The organism is Nitrosophilus kaiyonis (assembly GCF_027943725.1).
GTDB lineage: Bacteria > Campylobacterota > Campylobacteria > Campylobacterales > Nitratiruptoraceae > Nitrosophilus_A > Nitrosophilus_A kaiyonis.
Map to the genome: position 1 here is coordinate 1,096,372 of NZ_AP025696.1, position 17,763 is coordinate 1,114,134.

The following is a 17,763-nucleotide window of genomic DNA, read 5'->3' on the forward strand; positions in this document are numbered from 1 at the left end:
TAATTATAAAAAGGAGTTAAATGAAACTTTGTGTATTTGATTTTGATTCTACTTTAATGGATGGAGAGACGATAGATTTTTTAGCAGGAGAGCTTGGTTTAAAAGAAAAGGTTGCTGAAATTACTGAGATGGCAATGAGGGGGGAGCTTGATTTTTTTGAGAGTTTAATAACAAGAGTAAAGCTTCTTGAAGGCCTTGAGGTAGAAAAAGTTGATAAAATTTGTAAAAATCTCCCTTTTATGCCAGGAGCAAAAGAGACAATTGATGAGCTTAAAAAAATGGGATATAAAGTTGTTGTTTTTAGTGGAGGTTTTAGAAATGCAACAACTCATGCAAAAAAAGTATTGGGATTAGATGCAGATTTTTCAAATATCCTTCACTCTAAAAATGGAAAACTTACTGGACTTGTTGGTGGAGATATGATGTTTGATTTTTCCAAAGGTGATATGTTACGGAGGCTTCAAGAACTCTTGGGTATAAAAAAAGATGATACAATAGCTGTTGGTGATGGAGCAAATGATAGAAGTATGTTTGCTTTTGCAAAAACAAAAATAGCATTTTGTGCAAAAGATATACTAAAAAAAGAGGCAAATGTTATAATAGAAAAGAAAGATTTAAAAGAGGTATTAAATTACATTTAAAATAAATTGCATCATAATACTTAAAGGTTACAAATGAAAAGAGTAATAATTGCTTTAACTCTTTTATTAATAACAATAAAAGGATTTACAATGGAGATAAAAAGTCCAGCATTTGAAAATGAAGGTTTTATTCCTGCAAAATATACATGTGATGGTGAGGATATATCAATTCCTTTAATATTTGAAGATATACCAAAAGAGGCAAAGACTCTTGCAATAATAATGGATGATCCAGATGCTCCAGTTGGAGTTTTTGTTCACTGGGTAATTTATGATATTCCAGCTGAAATTAACTCTTTGCCAGAAGGTATACCAAATGCTCCTGTTCTTGAATATAATATAAAACAGGGTGTTAATGATTTTGGTAAAATTGGATATGGCGGTCCTTGCCCACCAAATGGAGCACATAGATATTTTATTAAAGTATATGCATTAGATAAGGCATTAAATGCTGAACCTGGAATAAGTAAATCCAATCTTTTAAACTTAATAAGTGGTCATGTTGTTGATGAAGCTGTATTGATGGGAATATATGAAAGGTAGAGTATATATAGGAACATCGGGATTTTATTATGCTCATTGGAAGGGGGTTTTTTATCCCCAAGATTTACCAAAAACAAAATATTTTGATTATTATGTAAAAAATTTTGATACAGTGGAGTTAAATTCAACCTTTTATCATCTTCCAAAAGAAAAAACAGTTGAGCACTGGAATGAAAAAACTCCAGAAGATTTTATATTTTCATTAAAGGCATATAGAGGAATAACACATTATAAAAGATTAAAAGATGTAAAAGATGATATTTATTTATATTTGCATCTTTTAAAACCTTTAAAGAGAAAAATAGGAATTATTCTTTTTCAACTTCCTCCATCTTTAAAAAAAGATTTAGATCTTTTAGCATCTTTTTTACATATATTACCTACAGGTTATCATTATGCAGTTGAGTTTAGAAATGATAGCTGGTATTTTGAGGATACTTATGAATTGTTAAGACATTATAATGTTTCTTTTTGTATCCACGATTTTGAAAGAAAAAAAAGTCCAATAGTAGAAACTTCAGATAATATTTATATAAGATTTCATGGACCAAGTGGTAGATATACCGGATCTTATAGTGATAAATATTTAAAAGAATGGGCATTAAAGATTAAAGATTTTACTAAAAGAAACAAAAAGGTATTTTGCTATTTTAATAATGATTTTGAAGGGTATGCTGTTTTAAATGCAAAAAAACTTTTGTCATTTATAATAGATTAATTTTCTATTTTTTGAACACATAGTAAAAATATATAAAAATCTTTATGTTTTTTAATAGTATATACTCTATTTTTATTTATTAATTTAAAACCAATTTTTGAAAAGATTTTACTTAAATTTTCTATATCAAATCCAAAATGGTAAACTCCTTCATTTCCTTTATCATGAAAAGTTCCATCTTCACTTTCAAGATCAGCTATACATAAATATCCATCTTTATTTAATCTATCTTTTAAAATTTTTCCAATTTTTTCAATATCTTTAATATGATGAAAAGTCATAGAACTAATTATAAGATCAAATTTTTCATCTAAATTTTCAATATCTTTGCAATATGCTTTAATTTTTTTGCTTTTACTTTTTTTATTAAACTCTTCAACCATTTTAGAAGATAGGTCAATTCCTACAATCTCTTTCACATCATTTTCAAAATTGTATGATAATAGTCCAGTCCCACATCCAAAATCTAGTATTTTAAAATCTTTTTTAATAGGAACAATTTTTTTAATATTATCTGCAACAGTTTTTGCTAAATCAACTCTTCTTTTATTTTTATCCCACTCTTTTGCAACATTGTCAAATCTACTCACCTTTGAGCCCTAAACAATTTATTGCTATGCCTCTTATTTTTCTAGCTTGATAGTCAAGTTTAAACCATCTATCAAATATCTCTTTAGCATCAATTTTTTTTGCATTTTTAAAATCAAGCTCACCATTTTTATCTTTTGGGATATATTTTTCCAAAAATTCATACATATCCATTCTCATTTTTTCATATTTTTTAAATTCATTCATAGCCTTATCTTTATCCATAAAAAACTCCTATAAAATTTTATTGTGTGAAATTGTATAAAAAAAGATATTTTTGTCAATAATATATAAAATAAAAAGATATTATAAGCAAAAATGGCATAAAATATGACTTAGATTTTGTTTTTTGGAGTAGGATATGATTTTAGAATCAATTAAATATATGATTCTTGGTATGGGTATCGTTTTTATATTTTTATATGTTATGGTGCTTGTGCTTGATATGCAGCATAAGCTTGTTGAAAAATATTTTCCTCAAAAAGAGGAACCTCCTCAAGCCCCTTCTAGAAAAGATAAACTAAAAAAAGTTGCTGCAACTATTGCTGCAATTCACCATATGAAAAACTCATAAAAAGAGGTGAAAATGAAGAAAAAATATATAGATATTATGGATACAACTTTCCGTGATGGTTTTCAATCTGTATTTGGCGGAAGAGTTTTGATGAAGGACTTTTTGCCAGCCCTTGATGCTGCAAAAGAGGTTGGAATAAACCATTTTGAATTTGGTGGTGGCGCAAGGTTTCAGAGCCTTTTTTTCTATCTAAGAGAAAATGCTTTTGAAATGATGGATACTTTTAGGGAAAAAGTTGGTCCTGATGCTAATCTTCAAGTTTTAGCAAGAGGTATCAATACGGTTATGCTAGATACCGGAAGCAGGGAGATGATTGATCTTTTTGCAAAAATGTTTGCAAAACATGGTACAACTACTGTTAGAAATTTTGATGCATTAAATGATGTTGATAATCTTGAATATTCTGCAAAATGTATTAAAAAATATGGTATGAAACATGAAGCTGTTATTACTATTATGGATCTTCCTCCAGGATGCACAGGAGCTCATACGCCAGAATTTTATGAGAAAATATTAAGAGAGATTTTAGATAGAGGAATAGAGTTTGATTCATTAGCTTTTAAAGATGCAAGTGGGACAAGTTCTCCTCAAAAAGTTTATGATACGATAAAAATGGCAAGAAAAATTTTAGGTAAAGATGTTCATATAAGACTTCATACTCATGAAACTGCAGGTGTAAGTGTTGCTTGTTATTTAGCAGCTCTTGAAGCTGGTATTGATGGAATTGATTTAGCTGCTGCTCCAGTTAGTGGTGGAACAAGTCAGCCAGATATCATAACAATGCTTCATGCAACAAAAGGAAAGCCTTATGATTTAGGCGGGCTTGATATGGAAAAAGTACTTGAGTATGAAGAGGTTTTAAAAGATTGTTTAAAAGAGTATTTTATTCCACCTGAAGCAACACAAGTTAGTCCTATGATTCCTTTTTCTCCTATGCCAGGAGGAGCTCTTACAGCAAATACTCAAATGATGAGAGATAATAAGATTTTACATAAATATCCAGATGTGATAAAAGCTATGAGAGAAGTTGTTGAAAAAGGTGGATTTGGAACAAGTGTTACACCAGTTAGCCAATTTTATTGGCAACAGGCTTTTAATAATGTTATGTTTGGTCCTTGGAAAAAGATTGCTCCTGGATATGGAAGAATGGTTCTTGGTTATTTTGGGAAAACTCCAGTTGAGCCAGATCCTGCAATTGTTGAACTTGCAAGTGAACAGCTTAATCTTCCTCCAACAAAAGAGAATCCTCTTGATATTGCTGATAGAGATGAGACAAAATCTATTGCATATTGGAAGAAAAAACTTGAAGATGAAAATATAGAAACTTCTGAAGAAAATATCTTTATTGCTGCTGCATGTGGTGATAAAGGTATAGCATTTTTAAAGGGTGAGAGTCCATTGATGATAAGAAAAAAAGAAGATGAGGAGAAAAAAAGCATGGGTAAAACAAGTGGAATCTATACTGTAATTGTTGATGGAGAAAAATTTGTTGTAGAAGTTGCTGAGGGTGAAGTTGAAGTTAAACCTCAAGCAGAAGCAAAAAAAGAGGCTGAGATAGTTGAAGAACAAGAGAGCAAAGGCGAAGCAGCTGGTGGAATGACTGAAATTAAATCAGCAGTGCCAGGTACTGTTTGGAAAATTTTGGTAAATCCTGGTGATAAGGTAAAAGCTGGTGATAAAATAATGATTCTTGAATCTATGAAAATGGAGATTGATATTCCTGCTCCAAAAGATGGAGTTATCGCTCATATAGCTGTAAAAGTTAATGATAGTGTCCAAGAGGGACAAGTTTTAGCCACAATGGAGTAAGCCAATGAAAAAAAGAGTTTTAACATTTTTTCTTGCACTCTCAATATTTATATTGCCATTAACTGCTTTAGCAACAGTTGAGCATATATCTAAAGAGAGTGTAAAAGTTGAGAAAAAAGAGGAAGTTCAAAGTAAAGGTATGGGTGAACTGTTTGTAAATTTTTATAAACAGACAGGAATCTATGCTTTTTTCAACCCAAAAGAGGGTGTAAAAAATGCCAAAGGTGATGAGATAACAAAATTTCAACAAAGTTTTGGGCGAATCATAATGATAGGTATCTCCTTTTTGCTTTTTTATTTAGCTATTGCAAAAGGGTTTGAGCCGCTTCTTTTGATACCTATTGGTTTTGGTGGGCTTTTGGCAAATATTCCTCTTGCAAATATTATTGGTGATGGTGGTTTTATAGGAGAGCTTTTTAAAGCTGGTATTGCAAATGAGCTCTTTCCGATATTAATATTTATGGGTGTGGGTGCTATGACTGATTTTGGCCCACTTTTAGCAAATCCAAAAACTGCACTTCTTGGAGCAGCAGCTCAATTTGGTATTTTTGGAACTCTCGTTGGTGCTGTAGTATTAAGCCAAATTGGAATATTTGATTTTAGTTTGCAAGATGCGGCTGCCATTTCTATCATTGGTGGAGCCGATGGACCAACAACTATTTTTATAGCTAGTAAATTAGCTCCAGATCTATTAGGTGCTATGGCTGTTGCTGCATATAGCTATATGGCGTTGGTTCCAGTTATTCAGCCTCCAATAATGAAAGCTTTAACTACAGAAGAAGAGAGAAAAATTAAAATGACTACAAGAAGGCAGGTAAGAAAAATTGAGAAGATTTTATTTCCATTAACTGTTTTGGTTCTTGCAATTTTAATTTTACCTGAATCTTCACCTCTTATTGGAGCTTTAACGTTTGGAAACTTTGTCAGAGAATCTGGAGTAGTTGAGAGACTTTCAAAAACACTTCAAAATGAGCTTATAAATATTGTTACTATATTTTTAGGATTATCTGTTGGTTCAAAACTTGCTGCAGAATATTTTTTAGTTTTAGAATCTTTGGGAATATTACTTTTAGGTCTTGTTGCATTTTCAATTGGAACTGCAGCAGGAGTTATAATGGGTAAAATAATGAATAAATTCTCAAAAGAGCCTATTAATCCTCTAATTGGAGCAGCTGGTGTTAGTGCGGTTCCTATGGCAGCAAGAGTTGCAAATAGAGTAGGAATGGAAGCTGACCCTACAAATGTATTATTGATGCATGCGATGGGACCAAATGTTGCAGGTGTTATTGGATCAGCAGTTGCGGCTGGTGTTCTTCTTTCTATCTTTTAGTAGTTAATTTAAGATATCAGTGGTAGGGGGTTTATCCTATCACTGAATATTTTACTCATTGTCAATTGCTCTTTTTTTATGTTTTTCTTTTTGATAGCTTTTAACTCTTTTTAGTTTTCTGAGTCTATTTGCTTCATAAGTTATTTCTTCTTTTATTTCATTTATGTTTTTTGATGAGTTTGGAAGATTTGCGCTTTTTTCTACAAATTTTTCAAGGGAAGTTAAATATTCGCTTTTTAAGATTACTTTTTTTATATTTTCAAGATTTTTAAAAATTTTATCAACATACTCTTTAAAATCTTTTTTTGTAATATTTTCTTGATTTAAAAAGTTATAGATTCTATTTGTAAACTTTTCAAGTTCTCTTATATATTTTAATCTTTCATATTTCTCTTTTTTTTTATCAATCACATTTTTCCTTATAAAACTACTTTGGTATAATCATATATTATTTTATCAAAAGGAGATTTATGGAGCAAATTCCAGATATAAATCCAGCATATTTAGAGCATATGATAGAACCTAAAAATTATGGGAAAATGGAAGAAGATGATGCAAAAGGTATAGGAAAAAACAAAGATAGTGGCGAAATGGTAATAATGCAGCTAAAAATTGATCCAAAAACAAAAAAAATTTTAGATATTAAATGGCAAACCAATGGATGTGGAACAACATTAGTTAGTGGAAGCCTTTTTAGTATAGAGTATAAAAGAGGTACAATTCAAGATGGAATAGATTTTACAAACAAAGTTTTAGATAAAATAAAAGATAATCCCCCTGCAGATGCAGCTTGTGGAGAAGTTGTTGCAAGAGCATTTTTGGCAGCAATAAAAGATTATGAAGATAGAAAAAAGGGTATTAAAAAAGAGCATATTGAGTATGTCACACTTGCTTGTCCAGTTCCTGAAGAAAGCGAATAAGTTAGGAGACAAGGTGATAAGGTGGCAAGCAGTGAAGCTGAGAAGAGGAATAGGGCATAGCGGGATAGTGGAAAAGGTGTTCAGGAAGAAGGTTGAAAATAGAAGGAAAGCCAATTCCCAATTCCTAATTACCAATATCCAATGTCCAATGACTAATGACTAATTATTAAAAGGATATCAAAATGAGAGAAATTTTTAAAAAAAAGCATGAATTATGGTTGAAGGTTTTATTTTCTGCATTTGCGCTTCCAAAAGGTGAAATAAGTGATGTTTTACTAGATTTTGCAGATATTGAATTTAGACATATGAAATGGATTGCAAAAGATATAGTTAAAAACAGAGGTGATTTTAATTTTGATAGAGATAAAATAGATATTAAAGCAAACAATTTTTATGAGTTAATAGATAAACTTATTGATTCGCTTTTAGCTATAGAGATTTCTTACAAAGATAGCGCTTTATTTTATAGAATAAAAAATGATGAGAGATATATGATAGAAAAATTAAGAGAATTTAAAAAATTTGAAGATTTTGAAATAACTGCATTTAATAAAAATATGAAATATAAAAATTTAGATAAAAAATCTCTTGATGCTTTGATTTTGTTTTTATTTGAGGAGATATATAAAGAGTATGAATTAATTTTAGTCTATTTTTACTCATCAATTCATACAGATAATGTATCTCTTTACTCTATATATGAAGATTTAATTTATGAGTCAAAATTTCATTTAAAAAGTTTTGCTTTTCTGCAAGCAAAACTTGGACTTTTGTCTCTTCCAAGAGAGGTAATGGAAGAGGTGTATAAATTTGAAGATTTGAAAAAGTTTTTATTGGATGGTATTGAGGAAGAAAAGGGTGCTAAAGAACAGTGCAGGGCATTAGCTGCTGCAGTTAAAGACAAAGATTTATCAAGTTTTTTTGAATTTATAAATAATCAAGAAGATTATCATATAAAATTAATGGAAGAGGCTTTAAAAATTATAGATTAAGCTGCAGGTATAGATCTATATATTTGCAGCTTTTTTATAATATTTTTTAAATCTATTATTTCCTTATCAGAAAGTATTTTTTTGTTTTTATTTATTAAAATAATTTTATTGATATCTTTTTTTACCCTATTAATATCTGCATATCCACCTTTTAAAAAAGTTTTTAAAGAATCAATATTTTTAAAATTATCAAGTTTTTTTATTAATTTAGAAGATTTTTCATATATTTCGATTCTTAAATCAGAATATATTTCAGATGCAAAAATTGATAAAGATATAATAGATATAATTATTAAACTTTTCAATTGAGTCTCCTTAAAACATCTAAAGCATTTTTCAATGTTTTGACAAAATCTGGATGAGTAAAAACAGCCATATGAGTAGTATCTTTTAAAATCGCTTTAAAAGCAAGATTTTTAATATATCTTTCAAGATTTAAATAGTGTTTAAATGGTATCACCTCATCATTTTCAACATTGATTATAGCTACTGGTGTTCTTACATACTCCATATATTTATATGTTTCAAATGGGTGTTTAAGTAAAAATTTCATTGGAAGATAAGGGTATTTATCTTTGGCTAGATTTAAAATAGAATCAAAAGGGGTAATTAGCACTAATCCTTTTACATCTCTTTTACTGGCAAGATATGTTGCAACTGAGCTTCCAAGACTTCTTCCAATGAGATATACATCTTTTCCTTTAGCAAAATTATCATATATTTCAATGGAGTCAGAAAATATTTTATCCTGTGAAGGTTCCCCTCTAGAATTTGCATATCCTCTATAGTTAAAAACTAAAAAATTAAAATCATTTATATCTTTTACTACATTTAAAAATGCTAATGCATTATTAGAATTTCCACCAAAATATATTATTAAAGGATTGTGTTTGCTATTTTCAACAAAAGCTCCTTCTAAAATAATATTGTCAGATGTTTTAAACTCTATTTTTTTTAAATTTTTTACTTCTAAAACTATATTTTTTGGTGCTTTTTCAGGATGAAATATCTCATTTTCTTGTTTTAGATAAACTCTTATTGCAGCTATAAAATATAAAACTACTACAGCTATTGCTAAATATTTCAAATACATTCCTTATGACAATCTATTTTTAAAATCTTCATATTTGAATTCTTTTACAATTTTTAAAGAGCCATCTTTTTTCAAAATTGCCAATGATGGAAGTTTTATTCCATTAAATGTTGTATTTTTTACAAAAGTATAATGAATCATATCCTCAAATATTATTTTTTGTCCAATCTTTAATGGCTTATCAAAACTATAATCTCCTATAATATCTCCTGCTAAACAACTATTTCCACCAAGTCTATATGTATATTTTTTTTCTAATGGTTTAGCTGCTCCTCTTACATCTGGCCGATATGGCATTGCGAGGACATCAGGCATGTGAGCTTCTGCTGATGTATCTAAAATTGCTATATCCATTCCATTATGAATAATATCAACTACAGTTGCTATTAAAGGTCCTGTTTGCCATCCTACTGCTTCACCTGGTTCTAAATAGACCTCAATATTATTATATCTTTTTTTGAAATCTTTAATTATATTAATAAGTTTTTCAACTTCATAATCTTCTCTTGTTATATGGTGTCCTCCACCAAAATTTACCCATTTGCACCTTTTTATAATTTTTTTAAATTTTTCCTCAAAAGCTTTTAAAACATTTTCTAAAGCCTCAGCACTCTCTTCACAAAGGGCGTGAAAATGAAGTCCATCTAAAGAGTTAATTTCACTTTCATCAAACTCTTTTTTAATAACTCCAAGTCTACTAAAAGCTCCACAAGGATTATATAGATCAACTGGGGCTGCTGAATATTCTGGATTTACTCTTATTCCAATAGAGATATTAGGATTTATTTTTTTAACAATATCTTTATACTTTTTTAATTGATTAAAAGAGTTAAAGATTATATGGTTAGATATTTTTGCTATCTCTTCAATTTCATCATCTTTAAAGGCAGGAGAATATGTATGAGTTTCTTTTTTAAGCTCTTCATTTGACAGTTTTGCCTCCCAAAGGCCGCTTGCTGTAGCACCATCAAGATATTTTGCAACTAAATCAAAGGTGCTCCACATAGCAAAACCTTTGAGGGCTAAAAGAATTTTCGCTCCACTTTTTTCTTTTACATAATGTAAAAGTTTTAAATTCTCTTCTAAAAGCTCCTCTTCACATACATAACATGGAGTGGGTATCTTATCTAAAACAGACTCTATTTTACTTTTTCTATGAATCTTCAAAATATACCTTTAAACTTTTACTTCTCTTGTCTCATCTGGATCCATCTCTAAAACCGTCCAAGGAAGACCCTGTTTCATTAACTCTTCCATAAATGGATCTGGATCAAACTGCTCCATATTATAAACACCGCTTTTTCTCCACTCATTTGTAAGCATCATCTTTGCTCCAATCATTGCAGGAACTCCAGTTGTATAGCTTACACATTGGCTATAAACCTCTTTAAAAGCCTCTTGATGGTCACAAATATTATAGATATATATTTTTCTTCTTTTTCCATCTTTTATACCTTCACATACAACACCAATATTTGTTTTTCCTTTTGTTCTAGGGCCCAAACTTGCAGGATCTGGAAGTAAAGCTTTTAAAACATGCAAAGGAACAACTTTGCATCCATCAACTTCAATTGGATCAATCCTTGTCATTCCAACATTATCTAAAACTTTTAAATGAGTTAAATAACTCTCACTAAATGTCATCCAAAATCTAATTCTTTTTAATCCTTTTATATGTTTTACTAAAGACTCTTCCTCTTCATGATATAAAAGATAACTATCTTTTGGGCCAATTTCTGGATAGTTCCATATCATTTTATATTCCATTGGCTCAGTCTCTATCCATTTTCCATTTTCCCAATATTTTCCTTTTGAATTAACCTCTCTTATATTGATTTCTGGATTAAAGTTTGTAGCAAAAGGGTATCCATGATCACCCGCATTACAATCAAGAATATCTATATAATGAATCTCATCAAAATAGTGTTTTTGTGCATATGCAACGAATACATTTGTAACACCCGGATCAAATCCGCTTCCAAGAAGAGCCATAATACCTCTTTCTTTAAATGTCTCATGCAAAGCCCACTGCTCTTTGTATTCAAATTTTGCTGTATCTGGATGCTCATAATTTGCAGTATCTAGATAATCAACTTTTGTCTCCATACAAGCTTCCATAATTGATAAATCTTGGTAAGGCAGGGCAACATTTATAACAAGATTAGGTTTTACTAAATTTATTAAATCAATTAGTTCATTTACATTATCTGCATCAACTTTTGCAACATTTATATCCACATTCCATTTGTTTTTTATCTCTTGTTTTATCTCTTCACATTTACTTAGGGTTCTGCTTGCAAGAGTAATTTCATTAAAAACATCACTATTTAATGCGCATTTATGAGCTACAACTCTTCCAACACCACCTGCTCCGATAATTAATACTCTATTCATTTTTATTCCTTTTATAAAGGTTTTTTAGATTATATCAACTAAAGAATTAAAAAATCTTTTTTATAATATATAACTATTTGCGGTTTATAATAGTATGATATATGCCCCCTTTTTATAAGAATTTTGGAGTTATTTTTTGGTATTAAAGATCTGTCTTTAAAATATAACTTAATTTTACCTCTTTTATAAAATAGGTATCCATTTTTATAAGTTCCTTTTAAATCAGTAATAATCTCATTTTGATATATTTTTTTTGATAAAACTTGATCTTTATATTTTATGAAAAATTGGTCTACTTTTTTTAGAGTTTTTTTTAAAACAAAATCGCCAGTTTTTACAATCTCTAAATTGCCTTTATATCTTTTTGTTTTTAATATTTCAATATCATATACATTTTTTTCATTTAAATTATCAGGAGCATTATAAATCATTATAGCTCTATCATTTCCTCTTTTTATTATTGCAATATTTTTATATCTCAATAAAACAGCAGCATTTTCAATAATTGCATCAAACTCTTTTGGTTTTTGTTCATATAGATTTTTTATTTTGATTTTTTTTAATGTAAACTCTTTTTTATCATAAAATGGCTTTGTATCAAAGATTGCATATATTGGCAGATGATCTGAGTATCCTTTACCTAAATGTCTATCTCTTTTTATTTTCCATCTATAAATATGTCTATTTTTATATAGATATTTTGGCCTAAATACATTAAAGGAGTTATCTATATAGTTTACTCCATATTTATCAAACATCGATTTTGGAAGTAAAATGTTATCAAGGGTATTTTTTTTGCCTTTAAAAATATAGCTAAATCTATATAGTGAAGGAATCTCAAGCCAAAGATTATATAAATAGCCACAATGTTTTTTTACAAAATCTTCATTTACAAATCTATTTTTATAAATAGTAGGCAAGATATGATTTATTCCAGTGATTCCTAATGTATCATTTAGTAGTGGCTCATAAAGAAGTGTTTGAAACTCATTATAGTTTGAGTTAAAATCACCCAAAACTATATAATCACTTTTACAGTTTAGTTTTTTTATCTCTTTTAAAAGGGCTTTTGCATAAATAACTCTTATGCTTTCTGGCGCATGTTTTGATTTCCAATGATTAATAAATATTATTAATGTATTATTTTCTATATCTATGGTTACTTTTAAAATATTTCTTGCTCTTTTTATATCTTTTATCTCAATCTCTTCTTTTTTAATAATTTTATATTTAGAAAAAATGGCATTTTTTACTGGAGAGAATCTACTATGTGCAATGGCAAAATAGGGATAATGCAAATAAGAGTTTAAATCTTTTAAAACTTTTAATGATTCAATCTCTTGTAAAGCAATAATATCTGGATTTAAATCTTTTATAACTTTTGCAATATTTTTAAGTTTTATTTTATATGTTTTTTCATTCCAGTTATGCGTGTATGGAATATAATCTTCATATTCAAGTCCACTTTTTTGAAGATCAAATAGATTTTGAACATTATATGAAGCTATTTTAAAAGGTTTTGAATAGCAAAAAACTGTTATTAAAAATAGAATAAATATCTTATGCATATATATCTATATGTCCATCTTTTGGTCTTTTTTTATTTTCTTTCTTTTTATTTTTTTTAACTATTTTTTTCTTTTTTTTCCTTAGCCAAGACCTAAAAGGTAATTTTTCATCAGTTATTTTAAATGCTTTATAAACTTCTTCAATATTAAAATCTGCCATAATTTATCCTTTTTTATAAATTTTAGCAAAAAATAGACGATAATATAGGATAAATAAAGAATAGATATGTAAAATGTGTTAACAATCTTTTTATAATTTAGATGTTAAAAGGAATAATATGAAAAAATTATTTTTTTCTTTTTCTATTTTTTTTATTTTCTTAAATTTATCATATTCTAAAATATTAGATTATTCATATGCAATAAAACATGCAAAAGAAGGAAAAATTGAAATAGCTTTAAAAGAATTAAAAAAATTATATAAAAAATATCCAAATAATAAAAAATTATATTTTGATTATATAACTATATTAGGATGGGCAGGCAAATATGAAGAGGTTATTCGTTTATCAAAAGATAAGAATTTTTATAATATGCCCGATTATACTCTTGAAATTATTGCAAAGTCATATAGAAATTTAAAAGATTATAAAAAAGCTAAAAAACTATATACTCTTTGCCTGAATAAAAATCCAAATAATAAAAATTGCAGATATGGTTTAATTCTAACTTATGCAGATGCAAAAGAGAGTGATAAAGCGCTAAAAACTCTCTCAGAAATAAAAATAAAAGATTATTACTACTATTTTTTAAAAGGTTATATTTTAGAATCTAAAAGAAATTTTTTTGATGCTTTTATTAATTATCAAAAATCCTACGAATTAAACCCTAATGATAAAGATACTCTAATTGCAATTGTAAGAATTCTTGATATTTTAGGTCTTCCATATCTTGCTGAAAATTATATAAATAAAAATCCAAAAATTTTTGATAAAAATATAATTACTAGAATTAAAAAAGACCAAATTGCATTTAAAATTAGATGGGGGGAATTGATACATCCAAATATAAAAAATAGATTTAAAGAGACTGATGAAGCTTTAAAAAAACTAAATAAATTAATTTCATCTTCTAAAGCAAAAACTTTAAAAGAAGAAAATCCAAATATTTTACAAGCAAGATTTGATAAATTGGTGGCATTAAGAGATAGATATTTTATGGATGAGGTAATAAAAGAATATAAAATATTAAAAAAAGAGAAAATTAGTCTTCCATATTACTCTTTAAATGCAGTAGGAGATGCTTATTTATATAAGAGAAAACCAGAAATTGCAATAAAATTTTATGAAAAGGCTTTAGAAAAAAATCCAAAACATTTTGAAAGTAAAATAGGAAAATTTTATTGCTATGTAGAGATGTTTAAATTAAAAAAAGCTATTAAGTGGATAGATAGTGTCGATAAAAATGAGCCTATATGGATAAAAGGAAAATATGAAAATGATTATAAATTAGAAAGTACTACTTCTGCAGCATTAGCAAGATATTTTGCAGATTATATGAATGAAGCGCAGAAAAGATTTGAAAGAATGAATTCAATTGCACCTGCAAATGTTGATATAAGATCTGATAAAGCAAGTGTTTATAAAGATAGAGGTTGGCCAAGGATGGCAATTGATGAGTGTGATATTGCTCTTGCTTATGAAAAAAAACATAAAAATGCAAATCTAATAAAAGGTTTATCTTTATTAGATGCAAATAGATTTAAAAGAAGTGAAAAAATTATAAATAATCTGTATAGAGTATATCCAGAAGACCTACAAGTTCAAAGGGCAAAAAAACTTTTTAATATATATAAAAATAAAAATCAATTAATTATTGATAGTGTAATAGGTTCAAGCAGTGGTGGAAATATTGGAAATGACCATTTTTATATAGAATCTAAACTCTATTCAAAACCTATAGATTACTATTATAGAGTTTATCTAATAGGGTTTTATTCTAAATCCGATGTTGAGGAAGGAACAGAAAAATTTAAAAGAGTTGGATTGGCATTAGAGTATAAAAAGAGAGATAATATAGGAAATATTGGTTTTATAAAAAATAAAAATATAGATAAAAATGGATGGTTTGTAGATATAAAACACTATTTTAATGATATATGGATTATTTTTGCTTCTTATGAATCTTATAGTAAAGAGACTCCACTTAGAGCATTAAAAAATGGTGTTTATGCAAACAGAAAAGATTTTATTCTAACATATAGAGCTAATGAATCAAGAGAAACAAATATAGAATTTGAAAGAATGGATTTTAATGATTCTAATAATAAAAATAGTTTCAATATTAGCCATTATGAAAGATTAATAACAGGACCATTTTACAAATTAAATACTACATTTTCATTTTCAACAGCAAAATATTCAAAGCAGGATGTAATTTATTTTAGTCCAAAAAAAGATAGATATATTGGAGTAGATATTGAAAATATTTGGCATCTTTATAGAAGATATTCAAAAGCATTTTCACATGTGTTAGGATTTAGTATAGGAAATTATTGGCAAAAAGATTTTGGTTCTTCTACAGTTTGGTCTATAAGGTATGAGCATAGATGGGAGGCTGATGATAGATTTGATCTAATATATGGATTGTCACGATCAAAATCCTATTTTGACAATGATAAAGAGTATGATACATCTTTTTATTTAACCTTGGACTGGAGGTTTTAAATGTTTAAAAAAATATTGCTTTTTATTTTTTTGATTTTTTCACTAAATGCTAACGATAAATTTATTGTTCTTTGTTATCACAATATCGAGGACAATCCAAAAGACTCAGATATTATGAGTATTACAACAGATAAATTTATACAGCAACTTAACTGGCTTAGCAATCATGGATATACGCCTATTAGCATAGATGATTTAATTGCTGCAAAAAATGGAGAAAAAAAACTTCCCCCAAAAGCTGTTTTATTAACTTTTGATGATGCATACAGAAAATTTTATTCAAGAGTATATCCTATATTAAAAGCTTTTAAATATCCAGCCGTTTTAGCAGTGGTGGGTAAATGGATGGAATCAAAAAGTAATGAAAAGTTTTTATATGGCGATAAGATGAAGAAAAGAGATTTACTTTTAAGTTGGGAAGAGATAAAAGAGATGAGTGATTCTGGATTAGTAGAGATTGCTTCACATAGCTATGATCTACATCATGGAGTTTTAGCAAATCCTCAAGGAAATATGGAACCAGCTGCTACCACAAGAATTTATAATCCAAAAACAAAAAAATATGAAGATGATGAAAGCTATTTTAAAAGAATAGAAAAAGATTTGAAAAAAAGTAGTGATCTTATTTATCAAAAAATTGGAAAAAGACCAAGAGTTATCGTTTGGCCATATGGTGAATATAATAAATTTACTATAAAAATAGCTAAAAGATTTGGAATGAAAATCACTTTTACATTAGATGATGGATCAAATAACTTAGATGATCTACCTGCAGTAAAAAGAATTCTTTTATATGGTAATGATTCATTAAATGATTTTATTTGGCAAGTGAAAAATCCAGATAAAAAAAGAATTCAAAGAGTAGTACATATTGATTTAGATTATATTTATGATGATGATCCTATACAGCAAGAGAAAAATTTAGGAATTTTGCTTGATAGAATTAAAGAGTATAAAATTTCTACAGTCTATCTTCAAGCATTTGCTGATCCTGATGGTGATGGGGTAGCTGATGCACTATATTTTCCAAATAGACATTTACCTATGAGGGCTGATCTTTTCAATAGAGTTTCTTGGCAATTATATACAAGATGTGGAGTTGAAAGAATATATGCATGGATGCCTGTTTTGGCTTTTGATATAAAAGAAAATAAAAAATTATTTGTAAAAGCCTATGATGAGAAAAAAAGAAGCAGTTATATTGATAAAAATGCATATAAAAGATTGTCTCCATTTAATGAAAAATCAAGAAAAATAATTAAAGAGATTTATGAGGATTTAGCAAAATTTACACCAATTCAAGGAATTCTTTTTCATGATGATGCATATTTTAGTGATTTTGAAGATGCAAATGAAGAAGCCTTAAATGTTTATAAATCAAATGGATTTCCAAAATCTATAGAAAAGATTAAAGAAGATAAGTTTTTATTAAAAAAATGGACATCATTTAAAACAGATTTTTTGATAGATTTTACAAAAGAGATAGAAAATGTTGTAAGAGAATATAGACCAAATATTAAAACTGCAAGAAATATATATGCTCAAGTTGTTTTAAATCCAAAGAGTGAAGAGTGGTTTGCTCAAAATTTTGAAAAATTTCTTTATGCTTATGATTACACTGCCATAATGGCTATGCCTTATATGGAAAAAGCAAAAAATCCAAAAAAATGGTTTGAACTATTGATAGAAAAAGTTAAAAAATATCCGATAGGACTTAAAAAAAGTGTTTTTGAACTGCAAAGCGTAGATTGGAGAAGAAATAAAAAAATTGATTCAAAAATTTTAGCTAATCAAATGAAATTACTACAAAAAAATGGAGTTTTAAATTTTGGTTACTATCCTGACGATTTCATAAAAAATCATCCAGATAAAAAAATTATTCATTCAGTAATATCTTTAAACAGATATCCATTTATTAGGAGATAAA

The 17,763-nt window shown here is 27.9% G+C and carries 19 protein-coding genes; 10 read left to right on the plus strand and 9 right to left on the minus strand.

Going from position 1 to position 17,763, the window contains the following annotated elements:
* Positions 1-20 precede the first annotated feature (20 nt).
* From serB to QML81_RS05825, 3 genes are read left to right on the plus strand one after another with little or no spacing between them, the layout of a single operon-like run.
* Complete coding sequence (gene serB / locus QML81_RS05815) at positions 21-641, plus strand: phosphoserine phosphatase SerB (protein ID WP_281950477.1); 621 nt, start codon at positions 21-23, stop codon at positions 639-641.
* Positions 642-674: 33 nt separating this feature from the next.
* A complete protein-coding gene (locus QML81_RS05820) occupies positions 675-1,184 on the plus strand; it encodes a YbhB/YbcL family Raf kinase inhibitor-like protein (protein WP_281950478.1) in 510 nt (169 codons plus the stop codon).
* A complete protein-coding gene (locus QML81_RS05825; protein ID WP_281950479.1) occupies positions 1,174-1,902 on the plus strand; it encodes a DUF72 domain-containing protein in 729 nt (242 codons plus the stop codon). Before QML81_RS05820 ends, QML81_RS05825 begins: the two co-directional genes overlap by 11 nt.
* On the opposite strand, the gene QML81_RS05830 is transcribed toward QML81_RS05825, so the two are convergent.
* Complete coding sequence (locus QML81_RS05830; protein ID WP_281950480.1) at positions 1,899-2,492, minus strand: class I SAM-dependent DNA methyltransferase; 594 nt, start codon at positions 2,490-2,492, stop codon at positions 1,899-1,901. The genes QML81_RS05825 and QML81_RS05830 overlap by 4 nt on opposite strands.
* Positions 2,485-2,715, minus strand: a complete 231-nt coding sequence (locus QML81_RS05835) for a hypothetical protein (RefSeq protein ID WP_281950481.1) — start codon at positions 2,713-2,715, stop codon at positions 2,485-2,487. The genes QML81_RS05830 and QML81_RS05835 overlap by 8 nt, the downstream gene beginning before the upstream one ends.
* Positions 2,716-2,851: 136 nt before the next feature.
* Between QML81_RS05835 and QML81_RS05840 the strand changes: the two genes are divergently transcribed.
* Genes QML81_RS05840 through QML81_RS05850 form a run of 3 tightly spaced genes read left to right on the plus strand, consistent with a single transcriptional unit; the run spans position 2,852 to position 6,203 of the window.
* The gene (locus QML81_RS05840; protein ID WP_281950482.1) at positions 2,852-3,064 is read left to right on the plus strand and encodes an OadG family protein; all 213 of its coding nucleotides are present in this window, start codon (positions 2,852-2,854) and stop codon (positions 3,062-3,064) included.
* Between the two features lie 12 nt (positions 3,065-3,076).
* Complete coding sequence (locus QML81_RS05845; protein WP_281950483.1) at positions 3,077-4,873, plus strand: biotin/lipoyl-containing protein; 1,797 nt, start codon at positions 3,077-3,079, stop codon at positions 4,871-4,873.
* Positions 4,874-4,877: 4 nt separating this feature from the next.
* Positions 4,878-6,203 carry a sodium ion-translocating decarboxylase subunit beta gene (locus QML81_RS05850; RefSeq protein WP_281950484.1) on the plus strand — a complete coding sequence of 442 codons (1,326 nt, stop codon included), beginning with the start codon at positions 4,878-4,880 and terminating at the stop codon, positions 6,201-6,203.
* A gap of 51 nt (positions 6,204-6,254) precedes the next feature.
* Here the strand turns inward: QML81_RS05850 and QML81_RS05855 are convergent, their stop codons facing one another.
* Complete coding sequence (locus QML81_RS05855) at positions 6,255-6,614, minus strand: hypothetical protein (RefSeq protein ID WP_281950485.1); 360 nt, start codon at positions 6,612-6,614, stop codon at positions 6,255-6,257.
* Positions 6,615-6,673: 59 nt separating this feature from the next.
* Here QML81_RS05855 and QML81_RS05860 point away from each other — a divergent pair, with 59 nt between their 5' ends.
* On the plus strand, positions 6,674-7,123 hold the full coding sequence (locus tag QML81_RS05860) for an iron-sulfur cluster assembly scaffold protein (protein WP_281950486.1): 450 nt from the start codon (positions 6,674-6,676) through the stop codon (positions 7,121-7,123).
* A 182-nt stretch (positions 7,124-7,305) separates the two neighbouring features.
* The gene (locus QML81_RS05865) at positions 7,306-8,115 is read left to right on the plus strand and encodes a hypothetical protein (RefSeq protein ID WP_281950487.1); all 810 of its coding nucleotides are present in this window, start codon (positions 7,306-7,308) and stop codon (positions 8,113-8,115) included.
* Here QML81_RS05865 and QML81_RS05870 read toward each other — a convergent pair.
* Genes QML81_RS05870 through QML81_RS05895 form a run of 6 tightly spaced genes read right to left on the minus strand, consistent with a single transcriptional unit; the run spans position 8,112 to position 13,330 of the window.
* On the minus strand, positions 8,112-8,420 hold the full coding sequence (locus tag QML81_RS05870) for a hypothetical protein (protein WP_281950488.1): 309 nt from the start codon (positions 8,418-8,420) through the stop codon (positions 8,112-8,114). The genes QML81_RS05865 and QML81_RS05870 overlap by 4 nt on opposite strands.
* Positions 8,417-9,202 (minus strand): alpha/beta hydrolase, encoded by a 786-nt coding sequence (locus tag QML81_RS05875; RefSeq protein ID WP_281950489.1) that lies wholly within the window; start codon positions 9,200-9,202, stop codon positions 8,417-8,419. The genes QML81_RS05870 and QML81_RS05875 overlap by 4 nt, the downstream gene beginning before the upstream one ends.
* 9 nt (positions 9,203-9,211) lie before the next feature.
* The gene (gene nspC / locus QML81_RS05880) at positions 9,212-10,369 is read right to left on the minus strand and encodes a carboxynorspermidine decarboxylase (RefSeq protein WP_345741166.1); all 1,158 of its coding nucleotides are present in this window, start codon (positions 10,367-10,369) and stop codon (positions 9,212-9,214) included.
* A 15-nt stretch (positions 10,370-10,384) separates the two neighbouring features.
* A complete protein-coding gene (locus QML81_RS05885) occupies positions 10,385-11,602 on the minus strand; it encodes a saccharopine dehydrogenase family protein (RefSeq protein WP_281950491.1) in 1,218 nt (405 codons plus the stop codon).
* Positions 11,603-11,640: 38 nt separating this feature from the next.
* Positions 11,641-13,170 (minus strand): endonuclease/exonuclease/phosphatase family protein, encoded by a 1,530-nt coding sequence (locus QML81_RS05890; protein WP_281950492.1) that lies wholly within the window; start codon positions 13,168-13,170, stop codon positions 11,641-11,643.
* A complete protein-coding gene (locus tag QML81_RS05895) occupies positions 13,163-13,330 on the minus strand; it encodes a hypothetical protein (protein WP_281950493.1) in 168 nt (55 codons plus the stop codon). Before QML81_RS05895 ends, QML81_RS05890 begins: the two co-directional genes overlap by 8 nt.
* 118 nt (positions 13,331-13,448) lie before the next feature.
* On the opposite strand from QML81_RS05895, the gene pgaA reads away from it, so the two are divergent.
* Both pgaA and pgaB read left to right on the plus strand, forming a co-directional pair.
* Positions 13,449-15,836 carry a poly-beta-1,6 N-acetyl-D-glucosamine export porin PgaA gene (pgaA, locus tag QML81_RS05900; protein WP_281950494.1) on the plus strand — a complete coding sequence of 796 codons (2,388 nt, stop codon included), beginning with the start codon at positions 13,449-13,451 and terminating at the stop codon, positions 15,834-15,836.
* Positions 15,837-17,762 (plus strand): poly-beta-1,6-N-acetyl-D-glucosamine N-deacetylase PgaB, encoded by a 1,926-nt coding sequence (pgaB, locus tag QML81_RS05905; protein ID WP_281950495.1) that lies wholly within the window; start codon positions 15,837-15,839, stop codon positions 17,760-17,762.
* Position 17,763: the final 1 nt, after the last annotated feature.

What these genes read in the sequence shown, in the direction of transcription:
- pgaB (WP_281950495.1), top strand. Translation starts at nt 15,837, where the DNA reads ATGTTTAAAAAAATATTGCTTTTTATTTTTTTGATTTTTTCACTAAAT.
- QML81_RS05825 (WP_281950479.1), top strand. Translation starts at nt 1,174, where the DNA reads ATGAAAGGTAGAGTATATATAGGAACATCGGGATTTTATTATGCTCAT.
- QML81_RS05820 (WP_281950478.1), top strand. Translation starts at nt 675, where the DNA reads ATGAAAAGAGTAATAATTGCTTTAACTCTTTTATTAATAACAATAAAA.
- QML81_RS05860 (WP_281950486.1), top strand. Translation starts at nt 6,674, where the DNA reads ATGGAGCAAATTCCAGATATAAATCCAGCATATTTAGAGCATATGATA.
- QML81_RS05895 (WP_281950493.1), bottom strand. Translation starts at nt 13,330, where the DNA reads ATGGCAGATTTTAATATTGAAGAAGTTTATAAAGCATTTAAAATAACT.
- QML81_RS05845 (WP_281950483.1), top strand. Translation starts at nt 3,077, where the DNA reads ATGAAGAAAAAATATATAGATATTATGGATACAACTTTCCGTGATGGT.
- QML81_RS05840 (WP_281950482.1), top strand. Translation starts at nt 2,852, where the DNA reads ATGATTTTAGAATCAATTAAATATATGATTCTTGGTATGGGTATCGTT.
- QML81_RS05865 (WP_281950487.1), top strand. Translation starts at nt 7,306, where the DNA reads ATGAGAGAAATTTTTAAAAAAAAGCATGAATTATGGTTGAAGGTTTTA.
- QML81_RS05850 (WP_281950484.1), top strand. Translation starts at nt 4,878, where the DNA reads ATGAAAAAAAGAGTTTTAACATTTTTTCTTGCACTCTCAATATTTATA.
- QML81_RS05890 (WP_281950492.1), bottom strand. Translation starts at nt 13,170, where the DNA reads ATGCATAAGATATTTATTCTATTTTTAATAACAGTTTTTTGCTATTCA.
- QML81_RS05835 (WP_281950481.1), bottom strand. Translation starts at nt 2,715, where the DNA reads ATGGATAAAGATAAGGCTATGAATGAATTTAAAAAATATGAAAAAATG.
- QML81_RS05885 (WP_281950491.1), bottom strand. Translation starts at nt 11,602, where the DNA reads ATGAATAGAGTATTAATTATCGGAGCAGGTGGTGTTGGAAGAGTTGTA.
- serB (WP_281950477.1), top strand. Translation starts at nt 21, where the DNA reads ATGAAACTTTGTGTATTTGATTTTGATTCTACTTTAATGGATGGAGAG.
- pgaA (WP_281950494.1), top strand. Translation starts at nt 13,449, where the DNA reads ATGAAAAAATTATTTTTTTCTTTTTCTATTTTTTTTATTTTCTTAAAT.